This is a genomic window from Streptomyces sp. NPDC107562, assembly GCF_055657325.1.
Genome location: NZ_JBVKBE010000001.1, coordinates 1,123,634 through 1,137,428 on the forward strand (window position 1 = coordinate 1,123,634; position 13,795 = coordinate 1,137,428).

Annotated in this window: 9 protein-coding genes and 2 pseudogenes; 6 read left to right on the plus strand and 5 right to left on the minus strand. The window is 67.1% G+C overall.

Translation table 11 applies throughout. The features are described 5' to 3' along the window. Nucleotides 1-56: 56 nt before the first annotated feature. On the plus strand, nt 57-530 hold the full coding sequence (locus ACZ7LV_RS04810; protein WP_471935704.1) for a hypothetical protein: 474 nt from the start codon (nt 57-59) through the stop codon (nt 528-530). A 25-nt stretch (nt 531-555) separates the two neighbouring features. Here the strand turns inward: ACZ7LV_RS04810 and ACZ7LV_RS04815 are convergent, their stop codons facing one another. Both ACZ7LV_RS04815 and ACZ7LV_RS04820 read right to left on the minus strand, forming a co-directional pair. Further along, complete coding sequence (locus ACZ7LV_RS04815; protein ID WP_471935706.1) at nt 556-723, minus strand: hypothetical protein; 168 nt, start codon at nt 721-723, stop codon at nt 556-558. Nucleotides 724-818: 95 nt separating this feature from the next. Further along, on the minus strand, nt 819-2,042 hold the full coding sequence (locus ACZ7LV_RS04820; RefSeq protein ID WP_471935709.1) for an epoxide hydrolase family protein: 1,224 nt from the start codon (nt 2,040-2,042) through the stop codon (nt 819-821). A 296-nt stretch (nt 2,043-2,338) separates the two neighbouring features. Here ACZ7LV_RS04820 and ACZ7LV_RS04825 point away from each other — a divergent pair. Then, nucleotides 2,339-2,655: pseudogene (locus ACZ7LV_RS04825) on the plus strand (hypothetical protein); the annotation flags it as partial. 44 nt (nt 2,656-2,699) lie between these two features. Here the strand turns inward: ACZ7LV_RS04825 and ACZ7LV_RS04830 are convergent. Together ACZ7LV_RS04830 and ACZ7LV_RS04835 are read right to left on the minus strand one after the other, a co-directional pair. After that, nucleotides 2,700-2,893, minus strand: a pseudogene (locus ACZ7LV_RS04830) (IS5/IS1182 family transposase); the annotation flags it as partial. Nucleotides 2,894-2,954: 61 nt separating this feature from the next. Beyond that, complete coding sequence (locus ACZ7LV_RS04835; RefSeq protein ID WP_471935712.1) at nt 2,955-3,656, minus strand: sigma factor; 702 nt, start codon at nt 3,654-3,656, stop codon at nt 2,955-2,957. Nucleotides 3,657-3,963: 307 nt separating this feature from the next. On the opposite strand from ACZ7LV_RS04835, the gene ACZ7LV_RS04840 reads away from it, so the two are divergent. Further along, nucleotides 3,964-4,215 (plus strand): hypothetical protein, encoded by a 252-nt coding sequence (locus ACZ7LV_RS04840; protein WP_471935715.1) that lies wholly within the window; start codon nt 3,964-3,966, stop codon nt 4,213-4,215. A gap of 472 nt (nt 4,216-4,687) precedes the next feature. Here the strand turns inward: ACZ7LV_RS04840 and ACZ7LV_RS04845 are convergent, their stop codons facing one another. Further along, complete coding sequence (locus tag ACZ7LV_RS04845) at nt 4,688-7,501, minus strand: helix-turn-helix transcriptional regulator (RefSeq protein ID WP_471935717.1); 2,814 nt, start codon at nt 7,499-7,501, stop codon at nt 4,688-4,690. Nucleotides 7,502-7,707: 206 nt separating this feature from the next. Here ACZ7LV_RS04845 and ACZ7LV_RS04850 point away from each other — a divergent pair, with 206 nt between their 5' ends. From ACZ7LV_RS04850 to ACZ7LV_RS04860, 3 genes are all read left to right on the plus strand, one after another. Further along, complete coding sequence (locus tag ACZ7LV_RS04850) at nt 7,708-9,417, plus strand: FAD-binding protein (protein WP_471935720.1); 1,710 nt, start codon at nt 7,708-7,710, stop codon at nt 9,415-9,417. 425 nt (nt 9,418-9,842) lie between these two features. Further along, entirely contained in the window at nt 9,843-12,530 is a 2,688-nt protein-coding gene (gene aceE / locus ACZ7LV_RS04855) for a pyruvate dehydrogenase (acetyl-transferring), homodimeric type (protein WP_471935724.1), read from the plus strand. A 28-nt stretch (nt 12,531-12,558) separates the two neighbouring features. Beyond that, entirely contained in the window at nt 12,559-13,428 is an 870-nt protein-coding gene (locus ACZ7LV_RS04860) for a PAS domain-containing protein (RefSeq protein ID WP_471935727.1), read from the plus strand. Nucleotides 13,429-13,795: the final 367 nt, after the last annotated feature.

Genomic DNA, 13,795 nt, shown 5'->3' on the forward strand with positions numbered 1-13,795 from the left:
GGGGCCATCTCGTGCAGGGGATCATGCGTAGGTGTCGCCGATCGAACTCGCAACCGATGACTCGCAAAGACCTCGCTGTCCTCTGGAGTATCGGTGAGGCCCATGCTCACGATGTCGTCGAGGCTGCCTGCGCGGCGCTCGCTGCCGGACTCGACAGTCCGGCACTGCGCATTCTGGCCGGATACACGCGTGCGGACGCGGGGTGCGACGTTCCCGACCTGCTTCCCGTCGTACTCGATGAGCTGGAGCTTGTGTTCTACGCGCGCGACAGCGAGGCCGGGCAGGACGCTGCAGTGCGGGCGCTCGCGCACCGGATGCTGGCGGGCCGGCTGACGCCGCGAGAGCTTGTTATGCGCATCCACCAACGGTTCGGCCACCGGCTCCCCCTGGCCGAGCGCCTTGCTGAGCTTGATGACGAGTACGACATCGTCGAGTATGAAAACAGGGCGTTGGCCCAGCTCGATGCCGAGGTCACGGCCGAAGCTCAGCGTCTGGCGTATGGTCGGCCCGACCTGAACCGACGTTCGTAGCGATCGAGCCCTGAGCAAGTGGTCGTCAGCAGAAGCAGGTAACTGAACTGTCCGGTTCTTGCTCGCCGTAGTCCGGCGTCGGCTGCCGAGCCTGCAGGTCGATCCACACAGCATCCTCAATGACGCCCACTGCATCGACGCCCAGCCCCTCGGCATCGGGCCACACCATGTCCCAGAAACGTTCGTCCCCCACGCACACCATGCTGGGGAACGGACATCGAGGACTACACGGGATGTTGAGAACTGGCCGTCACGAAATATCCGCCACAGCCGTTCTCGAAGATCCCATCACAGTGCGTCTGTCACCGGCGGAGCGGGCGCAGGCCGGTGCGAACTTCGTCGACAAGGTAGTCGGGCTGCTCCCATGCGGCGAAGTGGCCGCCTTTGGGGGAGTTTGTTGTAGTGGATGAGGTTGGGGTAAGCCCGCTCGACCCAACTTCTTGGAGGCCTGTACATCTCGGTGGGGAAGACGCTGACGGCGACGGGAAGCTTGACTCCCTTGGCACCGAAGAATGAGATCCCGGCATTGGCGTTCTCCCAGTACAGACGTGCCGCGGAGACCGCCGATTTCGTCAGCCAGAACAGCGTGATGTTGTCGAGCACGTCGTCAGGTGTCAAGCCTTCGGCCTCACCGGCAACCGACCGGGAGATCATCTCCAGACTCTGCCAGTCGTGGTCGAGCATGAAGGCGGCGAGGCCGACGGGCGAGTCGACCAGACCGGCCAGTGATTGGGGAGCGGTGCCCATCTCATAGGCGTAGGGGACGTCCGCGTAGGCAGATCGCAGCTGCTGGACAGCCTCGCTCTCCTCTGGGCTGAGAGACACATCGTCGGGCAGCGGGGCTCCGCCCTCGATTGCGCCCATGATGTCCGGGGGTACCGCGTTGGCCATGTTGGTGTGGAAGCCGATCAGGCCCTCGGGCTTCTGGAGCCCCATTTGTTCTGTGACGATTGCGCCCCAGTCGCCACCCTGCGCCGCGTACCTCGTGTATCCGAGGCGTGTCATGAGCTCTGCCCACGCTGTTGCCATCCGCTTGGGATTCCAGCCGGGTGCTGTCGGTTTGGCAGAGAAGCCGTAGCCAGGCATTGACGGCACCACGAGGTGGAATGCGTCGGAGGCGTCCCCGCCATGGGATGTGGGATCGACGAGCGGATCGATGATCTTCAGCTGCTCGATGATCGATCCGGGCCAGCCATGTGTCACGAGAAGAGGCAGGGCGTCCTCATGCTGGGAGCGGACGTGGATGAAGTGGATGTCCAGTCCGTCGATCTCGGTGATGAAGTGCGGAAAGGCCTTCAGCCTCGCCTCGATCTTGCGCCAGTCGTACTCCTCGGCCCAGTAGCGGGCGAGTTCCTTCAGCGTGGCGAGGGGCGTGCCCTGTGACTGGTCGGCGACGGTCTCCTTCTCAGGCCAGCGCGTCTCCCTGATACGCCGACGCAGCTCCTCGAGTTCCACGTCGGAAAAGTCGAACGTGAAAGGGCGGACTGCCCCAGGGCCGGATGCTTCAGACATCTGACTCTCCTCTTGCGGAGTAGTCCACGCGTGCGCCATCACACACCGCGCGGAACACGGAGTTGGGTCCAGCGCCTCCGGAGGCCGATTCGCCCACCTTGGTGTGAAAAGTATCATTTTTGATAAATCGCCTCAAATGAGACACGGTGGAGTTGTGTGCCGGCAAAGAGGCGCCACGTGCGTCCTGGGCCGCTGAGGGGATGAGGCGGGCACGGACCACCATGTGCGCGATGCATGCTTCAAGCCCGGGGCGTACCTCCAGTGGTCGGCGAGCCCGAAGCTTCCAATTCCGGCCCTGTCGTGAGTACCTGCGGCGTCGGGTCTCCGGCACACCATCCCGGAGAAGACCGACAGCCAGGCCGCCCGCCTGCGCAAAGGCTCACGCGGCGGACGACCACCCGGCTTCGACGAAGACGGGTACAAGAAACGCAACACCGTGGAACGGGCCATCAACCGACTGAAGCAGCATTGGGCTGTGGCGACTCGCTACGACAAGCGCGGCTACGCCTTCCTCGGACCGAGTCGACGCTGGCCACCGCCCTGCGGGGGGAGCCCAGGCTGGTGCCAGTGGTCAAGGTGTGCACGCTGGTGGTGCTGGGCATCGGCAACATAGCGCACGCCGCAGACTCCGTACCGGAGGTCCTGCCGTACGAGCCGGATTCCGGTGTGCAGTACGTACAGGATCCCGCAGAGCAGCTCCCGGTCCGGCAGCGGCTTGCGGCCGGGATACCGGAAGCGCCGTTCGCGCTGCGGCAGCAACGGCTCCAAGCGGACACACAGCTCATCCGACACGATCCACGGGACGTCCACACACGGGGCGCAACGCTCAACCCCTGCCCTGGGCAGGGCAGGCACCGCCTACCCACCCCATGTGTCAGCTGCTGTGAGTGTCGTCATGTGACCAGTTGCTGACTACGGCGAGACAGCCGGAGTCGGCACCAGCGAGCGCTGCGTACGGCTGCATGGAGTGAGGAACTCTGTGAGGTCTTTCAGATCGCCGGTGCTGGCGGCGGTGTGGAACGCCGTGACGAGTCGCCGGTGTGACTCGTTGTGGATCGGCCAGTCGCGGTCACCTTCGATGCGGGCCTGCGCGCGGCGGACCAATTGCCGGGTGTTCGCCACGCTGGTTCCGAGGAATTTGGCAAGATCGGCGTACGCGTAGTCGAAGCACTTGCGTAGTACGTAGGCTGCCAGCCCGTCTGGCGTGAGCCTTGCCATGAGTAGGGCCAAGGCCTCACCGGCCCGGTCGAGTTGCTCAGCATGCATCACGGGATCAGGGGCGATCCCTTCGACGAGGTCGACCAAGTCCGTCTCGGTTGGTATTTCCTGGCGGTGCCGCGCGGACTTGATGACGTTGATCGCAAGGCGAGTAGTGGCTGTGCTCAGGAATGCCGCAGGGTTCTTGACCTTCGCGCGGTCGGTGTGCTGCCAGCGCAGCCACATCTCCTGGACCACGTCTTCGGCCCCAGAGACGTCGCCGAGAATCTTGTAAGCGATGCCGATCAGCCGTTTTCGCTGGATCAGGAAGACGTCGAGCGCGAGGTCGAGATCATCCTTGGCTGTGTCGACGGCCATGGTCTCGGTCGGGTTCGTCTCCAGGCATGGCGCGGCCATCAGGGTCTCCTTTGACGGTGAAACCGCCCATGAAGGGCGATGGATCCACACTCGCTCCGCGGCACCGCTTACCGCGCCCTGGAAGTCCGGGGGGAACCCCGTAGGCCCACGGCGGACCCCGTGGTATCCCACGCCATGCGCCCCCGCGAGCATCGGGGTCGTTTGAAAGATCATCGCGATGGTTGGATCATGGCTGGGTAATACGCCGTCACAGAATCGGCGATCGCGAGTGGCAGTTACTCGGCTTCATTGAGATCGCTGGCCGCTACGGGCGGCCGCGGGTGGACCCAGCAGGTGATAACGGGGGATGGTCTCCAAGATCCGGACCGAAATCCTCTGGCGTGACCTGCTGGAACCTCATGGGCCATGGAAACCGGTCTACACCCGCTTTCGCCGTTGCGCGCTGTGCGGCGTTTTCACCCGAGCTCTCCGGATCGTCCGGGTTCGTTCGGGAGAGGTCGGCGACATCGACTGGCTCGTCCAGATCGACTCAGCTTTCGCCTGCGCCCACCAGCTCGCCGCTACCACCGTCAGACACGGAGGGATCTACCGGCCGTAGCAACCGGATAATCACTCCTTGGACCGATCCCGGGAAGTGCTGTCCACCGAATTCCATCTTGCATGCGACGCCAAGGGGCGCCCGCCCGGGATCTGACATCCGGCCAATGGCGACAGCGTCTGCGCCTGCCCACTTTTGGACGCATCTGCGTTCAGCGCACCGGCCCAGGCCGGCGCCGGTGTAAACCTGACCAGGGCGTCGCCGACAAGGGATATGGCCTTCGCGGTTCCGTGCCTACCTGCGCAAATAGGTCATCGCGCGCGTCAGTCCGGAGAGAGCCGACCAACGGCAGCACCGCTACCACCGTGTTACCCCAGTGGGTGCTCGACCGCCAGGTCCGCAGCCGACGCAACGTCGTTGAGCGCTGCTTCAAGCGACTACGCCCGCGGTATCACTTCTGGATTTGACGAGGCCGCAACCTCGTGCCACGTGGCGGTCAGACTCGTGTGCAAGATCAGTTTGGGGACGGGCTTCAGCCGGATTGCTCAGGGCTTGCCCTCTTGGTGTCCGAGGCCGGAGCGATCGAGAGAGCACCCGGCAGCGAGCGACGTGAGCTGATCCCGAGTTTCGTGAACACTTTCCGTAGATGCCACTCCACGGTGTGAGCGCTGATAAACAGTTCCGCACCGATCTTCGCGTTTGTCATGCCGTCGGCGGCCAGAGTCGCGATCTGTGATTCTTGTGGGGTCAGGGCGCTCGTCGGGTTGGCTTTACGAACCCTGACGTGCTCGCCGGTGGCGAGCAACTCGCGGCGAGCGCGCTCGGCGAACGCGTTGGCCCCCATTCCGTCGAACATCTCGTGTGCCGTGCGAAGGTGCTCGCGGGCGCGCGCACGGCGACGGGACCGACGTAGCCGCTCTCCGTAGAGGAGATGGGTACGTGCTGCTTCCACGACAACGCCGCCGCGAGTGAATTCCTCGATAGCGGTCTGGTAGAGGTGGTCGGCGTCGTCATCCTCGACGGTGAGGAGGGCTTGGCTGCGGGCGCTGGCGCCACAAGCCCATCCGGACTTGGCCGCCCGGGCGAGTTCGACCAGATGTGCAAGCGAGGCGCGAGCTTCTTCGATCTTGCCGCATCGGGTGGCGGCTTCGATGTGTTCGACTCGCGACAGTCCGGCGAAGTTGAAACCGTCGTGTTCGATTCCGGAGCGAGCGGCTTCCAGGGCCCGGTCATAGCGTGCCATGCCGTTGAAAAGGACGCTTTGGATGTAGCCCGTGACGCCCAGGAGGGATACCTCGCCCCGTTGTGCGGCGCTTGCCTTGGCGTTTTCGATGATGCCGGCGGCAGCGTCTTCGTCGCCTCGCCATGCGGCCAGGACGAGCCCCGCGTACTGATGCGGGGCGTGCCCGGTCGCAGCGGCGATGGCGTCGGCTTCGTCGATCATTCGGGTTGCTTCGGTGAAATTGCCGGAGTGGATGTGGACCCCGCTGAGGTAGACCAGCGCCGGCGGCAGTGCGCCGAGTGCTCCGATGTCGCGAGCCAGGCGCACAGCACGAGTTGCCAGCGTGTCCCAGGCGTGTAGGTCCCAAGCGTGGTGAATAAACGCTTCCAGCGCGACCGGGGCCAAGAGGAGCCAACGCATCGTCGCCTCCCGGGTGCCGACTTCCTCGTGTGCCAGAGGGTCCAGCGCTCGTCGCAGAGCAGGGACGCCGGTCTCGTAGCCCTCTGCGAGGAGCGTGGAGACACCGTCCAGGAGCAGGTCGGCGGCAATGGAACCGGAAGGGGGCGCCCCGGATGCGCGGGCCGCGGTCGCTGCGGCGCGGGCACCTGTCGGACCGTGGACCGTGCTGGCGAAGATGGTCGCGCTGATCGCCTCGAGGTAGGTTTCTCGTGCCAGTGACGACTCGGCGGCGGCAAACTGCGCGGCGGCATCGAGGAGCAGAGGTGCTGCCTCGTCGCTGCGGCTACGGGCGAAGAGGATCCTGGCACGCAAGCGTGTCACGCGTGCGCGGTCCATAGGACTGAGGGGGCAGAGTTCGGCCCGCGTCGCCAATTCCGTGGCGCTGTCGTGGGAAGCGGCCGAGAGGTGCGCCTCGGCGGCCGCGAGGGCCCGGCGCCCCCGCGCCCAGGAATCCGGTGTCACATCGGCTGCGCGCTCCAGCAGAACCGCCTCAGCGGCCATGCCGCCCCGCTGCCGGGCACGGCCGGCGGCCTGCTCCAGGCCTGCGGCCGCTTCCTCGTCCGGCCCTTCGGCGGCCTGCGCGGCATGCCAGGCGCGCCGGTCGGGGTCCAATACCGGGTCCGTTGCCGCGGCCAGAGCCCGGTGCACCGCCCGGCGCTCTTCCGGGTCGGCCTGTTGGTAGACCGCGGAACGCACCAGCGGGTGCCGAAACCGAACAGATTCACCGAACTCGATCAGGCCGGCCGCCTTGGCCGGTGCGCCATTGTGAGGGATCTTCATGTGGGTGGCCGCGCGTACCAGCAGATGCCCGTCACCGACCGGCTCCGCTGCGGCGATCAGTAGCAGCGTTCGAGTTTGCTCCGGCAGCGCAGCAAGCCGACTGGCGAAGTCCTGCTGGACGCGGCTCGACACGGTCCCTCGGAGAGCAGTGGAACTGGAGGCCATACCGTATGCCAGCTGGGCCGCGCTACGCCCCCGGGAAAACTCGAGTAGCGCAAGTGGATTGCCGTCCATCTCAGCCACGAACCGGTCCCGGACCCGCTTCTCCAGCCGCCCGCCGACGGCAGTCTCGAGGAGCTCTCCGCCCGCGGCAGTATCGAGACCGCCGATGCGCAACTCCGGCAGACCGACGAGTGCAGCCTGACCCTCAGGGTCCCGTACCGCAAAGACCATGGCGACGGCCTCGGCGAACAGTCGCCGAGCCACGAACTCCAGTGTCTGCAAAGAAACCTGATCAAACCACTGGGCGTCGTCCACCAAGACGAGTACCGGTCGGCTCTCTGAAGCTCGGGTGAGGAGGGTCAGCACGGCGAGGCCGACCAGAAAGCGGTCAGGCGGATCGCCCGCCGCCATCCCGAACGCCACCCAAAGAGCATCGCGCTGGGGCTCCGGCAACGCTTCGACGCCGGCCACAAATGGCGCACACAGCTGGTGCAGGCTCGCGTAGGGCAGCTCCATGTCGGCCTCAATGCCATGCGCCCGGGTCACCGTCACCCGGGACGCCTGGGCAGCTGCGTACTCCAGAAGCACCGACTTCCCGATACCTGCTTCGCCGCGGATCACCAACACACGGGACCCACCCTCACGCAAGGTAACCAGCATGTCATCGAGCGCTGTGCACTCGGAATGCCGGCCCACCAGGGCGGGAAGCGGGCTTGTGGCCATGCGACTCGACTCCTAGAGGATGCCCGGGACGGCGCCCAGGATCATTGTCCGCTTTGCAAGAACAATACCTGGGACGCCTCGCATCACATGGCGGCATGACGTCGAGCTACTGTGACAGTCTCCACACCTTGTGATCGCGCGATTGTCACAGACGTCGCCGCCATCCGGTCGACAGATACGGTCCGTCCGCCGTCACAGGAGGCCTCATGTCATCGCTCGGCCACCATCTCGCCACGTCCGTCCTTGTGGTGGGAACCGGAGAAGCAGGTCTTCGAGCAGCTATCGAGGTCGCAGAAGCGGGTGTGTCCGTCATAGCAGTCGGCAGGCGCGTGGCCGAAGACGCGTACGGTGTCATGGCGGATGGTGGGATCGGCGCGGCGTCGGCCGTCGTCGGCACTGGAGATACGTGGGGGCAGCATGCGGCTGACACGTTGCAGGAGGGTGGCTTGCTCGCCGACCCACGCACCGTGCTGGTCCTGGCCCGCAATGCCGCGCTGCGACTTCACGACCTGGAACGCTACGGCATGCGTTTCGATCATCAAGGCGACAGGCGGAACGCCCAGCGTCGAAGCGGCGCTCAGTCATACTCCAGCACCGCGTTCGGGGGCGAGTTCACAGCCCCGCAGGTACAGCGAGTGCTATGGCAACGCGCGAATCAGCTCGCCGTTCCCATCCTGACGAGCCTGTTCATCACCCGGCTGCTGGTCGACAACGGCACGGTGTTCGGCGCCTATGGTTTCGACCTCGTTGACGGCTCGCGCTACCTCGTGCACGCCGACGCCGTAGTCCTGGCGACAGGGGGACACACCCGGATCTGGCGGCATACGTCCTCGCGCCGCAACGAGAACACCGGCGACTCCTTCCGCCTCGCCACCGCGGCCGGTGCCCGGTTGCGCGACCCCGAACTGGTTCAGTTCCACCCCTCCGGGCTGATCAAGCCGGACAACGCGGCCGGCACGCTGGTCAGCGAGGCCGCACGTGACCAGGGCGGAATCCTCCTCAACAACCTCGGCGAGCGGTTCATGACGCGCTACGATCCCCAATGCATGGAGCTGTCCAGCCGGGACAAGGTCGCGGCGGCTTCCTACACGGAGATCAAAGAAGGCCGCGGAACTCAGGCCGGCGGCGTGTGGCTCGATTTGTCCCATCTGCCGAGAGAGACGGTCCTGACCCGACTCCCGGCGGTGCATCAGAGCCTCCTGGAGCTGCAAACGCTCGATGTCACCCACGACCCGATCGAGGTCACACCGACCGCCCACCACTCCCTGGGCGGTATCTGGGTCAGACCTGAGGATCACAGCACCGATGTCAACGGGCTCTTCGCGGTCGGGGAGGCCGCCAGCGGTCTGCACGGCGCAAACCAGTTGGAGGGCAACTCACTGATCGAACTACTCGTCTACGGTCCGATCGTCGGCCGGGCCGCAGCGGAGTACTCGGCCAAGCTCACCGGCCAACAACGGTCACTCGGAGCAGTTCGCGACGCCGAGTCGGACGTGAACCGCCTCCTTGCCGCTGACGGCGCCCAGAACGTTCGCGCGCTGCAGCGGTCAGTACGCCACCTGATGACGGAACACGCCGGCGTAGTGCGAAACGAAGCTGGCCTCGCTGCCGGCCTCAGTGGCCTTGCGGAGATCGAAAACCGGATGCTGGACGTGGGCGTCCACGTCGATATCAGCGGCTTTGAGGATCTTGCACACGCCTTCGACCTCAGATCCGCCGTCCTGGCCGCACGAGCGACACTCGAGTGCGCAGTGGAGCGGCGCGAGACCCGAGGCTGTCACCACCGCTCCGACTTCTTCGATCTCAACCCGGACCTGAGAGTCAACCTGGCGTGGTCACCGCAGACAGGGGTGAGGCACGAACCCCTCCCTCCCATCCCGACCGACATCGCTGGATTGATGCACGACGTCCCGTAGCCGCCTGGCCCACTCGCGCCTAGGACCGCCCAGCCGTTGGCTGCGAGCAGATCTCCACTGCTTCGGTGCAGAGATCACCCAACGGTTGTAACGGCTGGGGGGCGCGGCGCCCGGGCGGGGCACTCCCTCCTGGATGCCGTCCCGAGAAGCGATCAGCCCACCCGTCTCAAAAGGGCGATCAGACAGCCCTCTGACTGTCCCGGTCCCTCGGATAGCGCGACTTCAGATACCGGAGACGCTATAACCGGCTCCCTCAGTGGCTGAGCGAGTCGTTTCGCGCTTTCTCCTTTGTGGCGCGGACAGCCTCAGCCTGCCGCCCGACCGGAGTGCTGTCCGGCGACACGTGTCACGTTCCGCCCTCCGACTTGGTCAGAAGTACGTGTCGGTGGCACCCCTAGCCGCACGACTGTGACAGGAAGGCTGCCATGAGTGACCCGGTTTCCGCCGTAGAGGTAACTGCGACGAGCCAGCTCGACCAGCTGCCGGACCGTGACGCCGAGGAGACCGCGGAATGGCGGGCCTCGCTGGACGCGGTGATGAGGAACGCGGGCCCGGAACGGGCCGGCTACCTGCTGCGGCGCGTCCACGAGCACGCGGCCCGGTCCGGCGTCGCCCTGCCCGGACTCCTCTCCTCGGACTACATCAACACGATCCCGGCCTCGGCACAGCCGGCGTTTCCGGGAGACCTCGCCATGGAGTCCCGGATCACCGCGTGGAACAGATGGAACGCGGCGGTGATGGTGTCCCGCGGATCCCACTTGGGCCTGGGCGGCCACATCGCCACCTACGCCTCGGCGGCATGGCTCTACGAGATCGGGTTCAACCACTTCTTCCGGGGCAAGGACGACGACGGCTCCGGAGACCAGCTGTTCGTGCAGGGGCACGCGTCGCCCGGCATCTACGCCCGTGTCTTTCTGGAAGGACGGCTGAGCGAGGACCAGCTCGACGGTTTCCGGCGCGAGAGCGGTGGCAACGGACTGCCGTCCTACCCACACCCGCGGCGCCTGCCGTGGCTGTGGGAGTTCCCGACGGTCTCCATGGGCCTCGGCCCCCTGGGGGCGATCTACCAGGCCCGGTTCAACCGCTACCTGCACGACCGGGGCATCAAGGACACCTCGCGTTCACGGGTCTGGGCGTTCCTCGGTGACGGGGAGACGGACGAGCCCGAGGCGACGGCCGCACTGACGCTCGCCGCCCGCGAGGGCCTCGACAACCTGACCTTCGTCATCAACTGCAACCTGCAGCGCCTGGACGGCCCTGTGCGTTCCAACTCCAAGATCGTCCAGGAACTCGAGGCGCGCTTCCGCGGGGCCGGCTGGAACGTGGTCAAGTCTCTCTGGGGCGAGGCCTGGGACTCCGTGCTGCGCCAGGACACCGACGGCGCGCTCGTGCGCCGTCTCGGCACGGTGCCCGACGCCCAGATGCAGACCTACGCCACGCGGGACGCCGCCTATGTGCGCGAGCACTTCTTCGCCGGCGACGCGCTCGGCGGTCTCGCTTCGGGGCTGAGCGACGCCCGGCTCATCGAGATGTTCCGGCACTCGCGCGGTGGCCACGAGCCGCTCAAGGTGTACTCCGCGTATCGGGCCGCGGTCGAGCACCGGGGGGCGCCGACCGTCGTCCTCGTCCAGACGGTCAAGGGGCACACGCTCGGGCCGGACTTCGAGTCGCGCAACGCCAACCACCAGATGAAGAAGCTCACGACACGCCAGTTCGTTGAGCTGCGGGACGCGCTGGAGCTCCCCATCCCCGACAGCGCGCTCAGCGGGGACGTCGTGCCCTTCGGCCACCCGGGGGCGCAGTCCCCGGAAGTGCGGTACTTGCGGGAGCGCCGCGCAGCCCTGGGCGGCCCCGCGCCGGTGCGCAGGGTCGTGGCCAGGCCGCTTCCGCAGCCGCCGTCCCAGCCCTTCGAGGCGCTCCGCAAGGGCTTCGGTAAGCAGGAGGTGGCCACGACGATGGCACTGGTCCGCCTCGTCAAGGACCTTATGCGCGACCCGGAGACCGGGCGCCGCTGGGTGCCGATCATCCCTGATGAGGCCCGTACGTTCGGGATGGAGTCGCTGTTCCCGACGGCCGGGATCTACTCACCGGACGGCCAGACCTACGATCCGGTCGACGCGGACCAACTCCTGCACTACCGGGAGGCCAGGAACGGGCAGCTCATCGACGAGGGCATAACCGAGGCCGGTTCGACGGCCGAGTTCACCGCCGCGGCGACGTCGTACGCGACCCACGGCGAACCCATGATCCCGTTCTACATCTTCTACGCGATGTTCGGGTTCCAGCGCACCGGCGACCAGTTCTGGGCACTCGCGGACCAGTTGGGGCGCGGGTTCGTCATCGGCGCGACCGCCGGCCGCACGACCATGACCGGGGAGGGGCTTCAGCACGCCGACGGCCACTCCCACCTGCTGTCGTCCACCAACCCTGCCGCGGTGAGCTACGACCCGGCTTTCGCATACGAGATCGCCGTGATCGTCAAGGAAGGGCTGCGGCGAATGTACGGCGAACGGCCGGAGGACGTCTTCTACTACCTGACGGTGTACAACGAGTCCAAGCCGCAGCCGCCCATGCCGGCCGAACCGTCGATCGAGGAGGGGATCCTGCGCGGCGTCTACCGCTACCGGCGGGCAGACTCCTCCGGCACCGGGCCGCGGATCCAGCTGCTGGCCTCCGGAACAGCCATCCACTGGGCCCTGGAGGCCCAGGAACTCCTGGGGTCCCAGTGGGGCGTCCGGGCCGACGTCTGGTCGGTGACCTCGTGGACGGAGCTTCGCCGCGACGCGCTGGCCGCCGACAGGGCACGACTGCGCGGAGAGCGGCGCGAGCCATACGTGACCCGCGCGCTCGCGGGGGCACAGGGTCCGGTCCTGGCCGTCAGCGACTGGATGCGGCAGGTGCCGGACCAGATCAGTCAGTGGGTGGAGCAGGACTACTCGTCACTCGGTACGGACGGGTTCGGGCTTTCGGACACCAGGGAGGCAGTGCGCCGCCACTTCCACGTGGACCCCGAATCCATCGTCGTGGCCGCTCTGGACCGCCTGGCCGCAGCCGGCGCCGTCGACCCTGAGACGGTCACGAAGGCTCGCGACCGCTACGGCTGGCAGGGCTGACCGCCGTCCGGAGAACCAGCACCCGGCGTTGATGCAGGGCACCTCCGTGGAGGAGGCCCTGGGCAGGCGTCCGACGGAGGTGTGGTCCGGCTTCGGGGTGCAGTCGGTGGAGCGGGTCATGGTGGAGGTGCTCGCCACCGGTGAGCCGGCGGTCGGCGTCGAGAAGCGGGTGTACCCCCCGGGCGATCCCGAGCACGAGCACGTCTACTCCGCCTCCGTCTTCCGGATGGAGGACGCCGACGGCAGGGTCCTCGGCATCGCGGACGCCACCGTGGACGTCACCGACCGCCACCTCGCCCACCAGCGGCTGACGGTGCTGGCGCAGGCCAGCACCCGGATCGGTGCCACGCTCGACGCGCTGGACACGGCCCGGGGCCTGGCGGAGGTGTCGGTGCCGGTCGCGGCCGACAGCGTCACCGTCGAGTTGCTGGAGAGGGTCCTCGCCGGCGAGGACCTGGAGGCGGGGCCCCTGCGGCCGGGCACCGTACTGCGCCGGGCGGCCGCCCGCTCCCGCGACGACGACCCCTCCGGGGCGGCCGGTGTGGGTGGACCAGAGCACCGACGGACCGAGCGGACGAGGGGCCAGGGCGAGGCCGGTGCCAGCGGACCTAGGGCCGGCCCGGCGGGGCCCAGGCGGTGCGGTGCTGTCGGCTGGGCGTCGAACGGGTGGGCGGTCACGTCGCGCGGACGGCCGGCAGGTAGTCGCTTCCCGGTCTGCCAGGCTGGTCCGAAGGTGAGGGCTGGTGCCGTAGGCCGCGTCGGCCATACGACCGGCAGTCTCAGGCCCCCAGTCGGCCAGCGGTCGAGTATGTCCAGCGCGGGGCGCCGCTTCTCGCCGTGCTCGGCCTGGGGTGGAATGCGGGTAACGGTCCCGCGGTCGGTGGCGCCCACTCCGTAGGAACAGCCGCGGCGGGATGCGGTGTCACTGGCGGCGTGGACACTGACCACGACACCTGGCAGTTGGCGCGTTTTGGCGGCAACGGTGCGGTCGCGGGTGGGCACCAGCATGGGCGTCCCCCCGGCGGCTGCCAAACGTCGCGGCCACAGTCCTGGCGCTGACCGACAAGAACCTGACTCGCCTCCACACCCGCCGCTGAGCGCCGGGGTCTGCGGAACTCCGCGCACCCGCTCACCGAAACACACTGTTGGTAAGAGTAATGTTTGGTAGTGTGATGTCGGCGTTCGGGTTCGACCGTACGCGCACCCGCGAACTAGAGCCCGCGGGTGACGGTTGCCGGGCGCCGTGCTCTTCCCCCGAGTGCGGC